The organism is Segatella copri, assembly GCF_009495355.1.
In the GTDB taxonomy this organism is placed as follows: Bacteria; Bacteroidota; Bacteroidia; order Bacteroidales; family Bacteroidaceae; genus Prevotella.
The window spans coordinates 33,707-39,984 of sequence record NZ_VZAD01000003.1; the positions used below are offsets into that span (position 1 = coordinate 33,707).

The 6,278-nt window shown below is 48.2% G+C and carries 3 protein-coding genes; 2 read left to right on the plus strand and 1 reads right to left on the minus strand.

From position 1 onward, the window contains the following. Positions 1 to 17: 17 nt before the first annotated feature. A complete protein-coding gene (locus F7D20_RS00220; RefSeq protein WP_158462280.1) occupies positions 18 to 1,094 on the minus strand; it encodes a hypothetical protein in 1,077 nt (358 codons plus the stop codon). A 160-nt stretch (positions 1,095 to 1,254) separates the two neighbouring features. Here F7D20_RS00220 and F7D20_RS00225 point away from each other — a divergent pair, with 160 nt between their 5' ends. Both F7D20_RS00225 and nifJ read left to right on the plus strand, forming a co-directional pair. Beyond that, positions 1,255 to 2,445, plus strand: coding sequence for an ATP-binding protein (locus F7D20_RS00225; RefSeq protein ID WP_022253040.1), 1,191 nt, complete (start codon positions 1,255 to 1,257; stop codon positions 2,443 to 2,445). A 140-nt stretch (positions 2,446 to 2,585) separates the two neighbouring features. Beyond that, positions 2,586 to 6,164, plus strand: a complete 3,579-nt coding sequence (gene nifJ, locus F7D20_RS00230) for a pyruvate:ferredoxin (flavodoxin) oxidoreductase (protein WP_158462281.1) — start codon at positions 2,586 to 2,588, stop codon at positions 6,162 to 6,164. The last annotated feature ends 114 nt before the right edge of the window (positions 6,165 to 6,278 follow it).

A 6,278-nucleotide genomic window follows, 5' to 3' on the forward strand; every position in this document is an offset into this window, starting at 1 on the left:
GTGAAAGAAGTTACATATTAAACATTTTGTTTAGTATTCTGCTCTATCTTTCTTACAGTCAGATGATAGCGATTACCATCAAAGAGAACCTGCATCATGCGTAGAGGATGCTCACCATGACCACTGAGAGCCAAGGCGACATGTCCCATCGTGCGACGGAGATTGAGTTCGATGCAGGGATTGATAAAGACATCCTTGCTTCCGGGCTCTTTGGCGCACACCATCATATCAACTCCGAACGGACCGCTGTAGACTCCCTTCAGAGCAGGCTGCATCACCTCGCAGACATGCTGGCTGATAGCTTCCAGCTGCTCATGGCTGACATAAGACTGCAGCATTTCCTCCTTCTCTTCCTCCGATGCAAGCACATTGCCCGTATAGGCATTCTTCGCAACCTGGAAAAGAGACAGTCCTCGATAAACAATCTGTCCGTCGATGGCTTCAAACTCCATACCGAAATCTTTCACCTTATTATAATAGGGCTCTACTGTGACACCGCCCTGTTTTTCGATGATACGTTCAGCCCAGCGCGAGAAGCCTGGGTCTTGCAACATCTGAGCTGTGAGATAGCGCACACCCCTGCCGCTGCTGCTCCAAGGAGCTTTGACTACAGCCCGCTGCATTTGCTGCACCAGAAGGATAAGATCCTGCAGGTTCGACACAAACTTCACGTCGCTCTGCAGATGCGTGGATGCCCATTGGCGAGAACTCAGCTCTCTTATCTTTTGCATGGTTTCATCGGTAGGAAGCATTATGTCAGGGCAACCTATGCGGCGCAACTCCTCCTTGAGCGAGAGATTCCAGCCCCAGGGATGAATGCTGTCCACCGACATGGTATCGGCAAATATCTTCTGCAACTGCAACTTGGTGACGAACTCCACCCTGTCCTGGTTCTCATAACCGCAGAGATGACGCACCTTGTCGCGGGCATTGTCTATGTCGTCGACCAGCACCAAATCTCCATCGTCAGCCCATAAGGCAGGAATGAAAGACAGGTCGCCCCGAAGGAGACGACCCGCATGGGGTGCGGTGAATATTTTTTGGTTGGCAGCTAACGCCAAATCGTGGTCTGGATTGAAAATATGCAACTTCATGAGTGCAAAGTTACTAAAATCTCGCTATATTTTGCCTCATTTTACTTAGATTAGTGCTAAATAATGAAAAAAAAGTTGTTTTTTGCTATCTTGAGTTTGCAATTTAGAAAATAAATATTACCTTTGCACTATTAAAAACAATACGAAAGAACATAAACTCATGGAAGAGGCTTTCTTCAGAACACATCGATATCTGGTCGAGCACATCAACGCTCCGGTTCGTCGCACCCTGATGGATGAGATTGACTGGAACGACCGCATGATTGGTATCAAGGGTACACGAGGAGTCGGAAAGACTACTTTCCTACTGCAATATGCCAAGGAAAAGTTTGGTGCTGATGACCACAAATGTCTCTTTGTGAACATGAACAACTTCTACTTCCAAGGACGTGGAATTGCCGACTTTGCCGGCGACTTTGTCAGACAGGGCGGACGCACATTGCTTATCGACCAGGTTTTCAAACAGCCAGACTGGAGCAAGGAACTTCGTCGTTGCTACGACCTCTATCCCGAACTGAAGATCGTCTTTACTGGTTCGAGCGTGATGCGACTGAAAGAGGAGAATCCTGAGCTCAACGGCATCGTGAAGAGTTACAACCTGCGTGGTTTCTCCTTCCGCGAATTCATCAACCTGCAGACAGGCAACAACTTCCAGCCATACGAGTTGGAGGACATCCTGCAGAACCACGAGCACATCATCAAGCAGATCCTGCCCAAGGTGAGTCCGATGAAATACTTCAAGGACTATCTGCACCATGGTTTCTATCCCTTCTTCCTGGAGCAGCGCAACTTTACCGAGAACCTGCTCAAAACCATGAATATGATGACCGAGGTGGACATTCTGCTCATCAAACAGATAGAACTGAAGTACCTCACTAAGATAAAGCGACTCTTCTACCAGTTGGCTGTAGGGGGAGCCAAGGCGCCCAACATCAGTCAGTTGGCTGAAGGCATAGAGACCAGCCGTGCCACGGTGATGAACTACATCAAGTATCTCGCAGACGCACGACTCATCAACATGATTTATCCAGACAATCAAGAGTTCCCCAAAAAGCCATCCAAGGTGATGTTGCACAATCCTAATCTGATGTACGCCATCTTCCCCCTGCAGATAGACGAACAGGAAGTGATGGAAACATTCTTTGTCAACTCCATGTGGAAAGACCATAAGGTGCATCAGGGTGGACACGACCATTTCTATATGGTGGACGGTAACAGGAAGTTCCGCATATGCGACGCCCAGGCTACTAATAAATTAAGGTATAACCCCGACACCATCTACGCCCGTTACAACACCGAGGTGGGAAAGGACAACAGAATACCGCTCTGGCTCTTGGGATTCCTTTACTAAAAGGAAAGCGCAACAAGAAAGGTCTCGAAGAAAAGTCTCAGAGTTTACACCTCGAAGGAAAAATAAAAGCAAAGCAAGACTATTAAGACAAAAATAAAATAAGTATACAAAACATTTTTAATATTTTATCTAAAAGTAAAATGGCTAAAGAAAAAAAATTTATCACTTGTGATGGTAACACAGCTGCCGCTCATGTAAGCTACATGTTTACTGAGGTTGCTGCCATCTACCCTATCACTCCATCATCACCAATGGCGGAGCATGTAGATGAATGGGCTGCCAAAGGTCGTAAGAACCTCTTCGGTCAGCGAGTTTCTATCCAGGAAATGGAATCTGAGGCTGGTGCTGCTGGTGCTGTTCACGGTTCTCTTCAGGCTGGTGCCTTGACTTCAACTTACACTGCTTCTCAGGGCTTGTTGTTGATGATTCCTAACATGTACAAGATCGCTGGTGAGTTGCTCCCTTGCGTGTTCAACGTATCAGCTCGTACATTGGCTTCTCACTCTCTTTGTATCTTCGGTGACCACCAGGACGTTATGGCTTGTCGTCAGACTGGCTTCGCTATGTTCTGCTCTGGTTCTGTTCAGGAGGTAATGGACCTTTCTGCAGTTCCTCACTTGGCTACATTGGAGACAAAGGTTCCTTTCATTAACTTCTTCGATGGTTTCCGTACTTCTCACGAGTACCACAAGATCGAGGAGATGGATATGGAAGACATCCGTCCATTGGTTAAGGAAGAGTACATCGAGGACTTCCGTAACCGTGCATTGTCTCCTGAGCGTCCTGTTACTCGCGGTACCGCTGAAAACCCAGAGACATTCTTCACTCACCGTGAGGCTTGCAACTCTTACTACGATGCAATTCCTGAGGTAGTAGAGAAGTACTGCCAGGAGATGACTAAGATCACTGGCCGTGAGTATCACCTCTTCAACTACTATGGTGCTGAGGATGCTGAGAATATCATCATCCTGATGGGTTCTGCTACTGAGCCAGCTCGCGAGGCTATCGACTACTTGAACAAGCAGGGCAAGAAGGTTGGTATGGTTGCAGTTCACCTCTTCCGTCCATTCTCTGTTGACTTCTTGAAGAAGGCTATCCCAGCAACAGTTAAGCGTATCGCTGTTCTCGACCGTACTAAGGAGCCAGGTGCTGAGGGTGAGCCATTGTACCTCGACGTTAAGTCAGCTCTCTACGATGACGAGCGCAAGCCATTGATCGTTGGCGGTCGCTACGGTCTCGGTTCTTCTGATACAACTCCAGCTAAGATCGTTGCTGTATTCAAGAACCTCGAGTTGCCACAGCCAAAGAACCACTTCACTGTAGGTATCGTTGATGACGTTACATTCACTTCTCTCCCAGAAGAGGAGGAGATCCCAATGGGTGGCGACGACTTGTTCGAGGCTAAGTTCTACGGTTTGGGTGCTGACGGTACTGTTGGTGCTAACAAGAACTCAGTTCAGATCATCGGTAACAATACCAACAAGTATTGCCAGGCATACTTCTCTTACGACTCTAAGAAGTCTGGTGGTTTCACCTGCTCTCACTTGCGTTTCGGCGACAGCCCTATTCACAGCGCATATCAGGTAAATACTCCTAACTTCGTAGCTTGTCACGTACAGGCTTACCTCCACATGTACGATGTAACACGTGGTTTGCGTAAGAACGGTTTCTTCCTGTTGAACACTATCTTCGACGGCGAGGAGTTGGTTAACTTCATCCCTAACAAGGTAAAGCGTTACTTCGCTAAGAACAACATCACAGTTTACTATATCAACGCAACTAAGATTGCTCAGGAGATTGGTCTCGGCAACCGTACCAACACCATCCTCCAGTCTGCATTCTTCCGTATCACAGAGGTTATTCCTTTGGATCTCGCTGTAGAGCAGATGAAGGCATTCATCGTTAAGTCTTACTCTAAGAAGGGTCAGGACGTTGTTGACAAGAACTTCGGCGCTGTTGACCGTGGTGGTGAGTACAAGCAGTTGACAGTAGATCCAGCTTGGGCTAACCTCGCTGACGATGAGGCTAAGGAGGATAACGCTCCAGCATTCGTTAAGGAGCTCGTTCGTCCTATCAACGGCCAGGCAGGTGACCTCTTGAAGGTTTCTGACTTCGTTAAGCACGACACAGTTGACGGTACATGGCAGAATGGTACTGCAGCATTCGAGAAGCGTGGTGTTGAGGCATTCGTACCTGTATGGAACGTTGAGAACTGTATCCAGTGTAACAAGTGTTCATTCGTTTGTCCTCACGCAGCTATCCGTCCATTCGTATTGACAGATGAGGAGCTCGCAGGCATCAAGGGTCTCGAGACTCAGGATGTTAAGGCACCTAAGGCTTTGGCTGGCATGCACTTCCGCATCGAGACTTCAGTACTCGACTGTCTGGGTTGTGGTAACTGTGCTGACGTCTGCCCAGGTAAGAAGGGTGAGAAGGCGTTGACAATGGTTCCATTCAACGTTGACGCAGAGGATATGGTCAAGGAAGCAGCTAACTGGGAGTACCTCGTACACAACGTTGCTTCTAAGCAGGATCTCGTTGACATCAAGCAGAGTCCTAAGAACTCTCAGTTCGCTCAGCCATTGTTCGAGTTCTCTGGTGCTTGCTCTGGTTGTGGTGAGACTCCATACGTTAAGTTGATTTCTCAGCTCTTCGGTGATCGTCAGATGATCGCTAACGCTACTGGTTGTTCTTCTATCTACTCAGCTTCTATCCCATCTACTCCATATACAAAGAACGCTAAGGGTCAGGGTCCTGCATTCGACAACTCATTGTTCGAGGACTTCTGCGAGTTCGGTCTCGGTATGGTAATGGGTAACAAGAAAATGAAGGAGCGCATCGCTCACTTGCTCGAGGAGGCTAAGGCTAGCGAGAAGGTTTCTGCTGAGTTCGTAGCAGCTGCTGACAAGTGGATTGCTAACATGAACGATTCTGAGGGTTCTAAGGAGGCTGCTGCAGAGTTGAAGCCTCTCATCGCTGCTTGCGCTGAGAAGGGTTGCCCAATCTGCAAGGAGCTCAAGACTTTGGATCACTACCTCGTTAAGCGTTCACAGTGGATCATCGGTGGTGACGGTGCTTCTTATGATATCGGTTACGGTGGTCTCGACCACGTATTGGCTTCTGGTGAGGATGTTAACATCCTGGTACTCGATACTGAGGTTTACTCTAACACTGGTGGTCAGTCTTCTAAGTCTACTCCACTCGGTGCCATCGCACAGTTCGCTGCTCAGGGTAAGCGTATCCGTAAGAAGGATCTCGGTTTGATGCAGACTACATACGGTTACATCTACGTAGCTCAGGTAGCTATGGGTGCTGACAATGCTCAGACATTGAAGGCTATCCGTGAGGCTGAGGCTTATCCAGGTCCATCACTCATCATCGCTTACGCACCATGTATCAACCACGGTTTGAAGCGTAAGGGCGGTATGGGTCGTTCACAGCACGAGGAAGAGTTGGCTGTTGAGTGCGGTTACTGGCACTTGTGGCGTTACAACCCACTGTTGGCTGATGAGGGTAAGAACCCATTCACACTCGACTCAAAGGCTCCAAACTGGGAGAACTTCCGCGACTTCCTGCTCGGTGAGGTTCGTTACCTCTCTGTACAGAAGGCATTCCCTAAGGAGGCTGATGAGCTCTTCTCTCAGGCAGAGAAGATGGCTAAGCTCCGCTACCAGACTTACGTTCGCAAGAGCCAGGAGGACTGGAGCGAGGAAATCTAATCTGATTCTTCTATATCAGTAATATAATGCAAGCCGAGAGGATTTTTTAGTCCTCTCGGCTTTTTTGTGTGTCGGGCATGACACTAACCTAACTGGTTTAACTCCAGTCGCAGG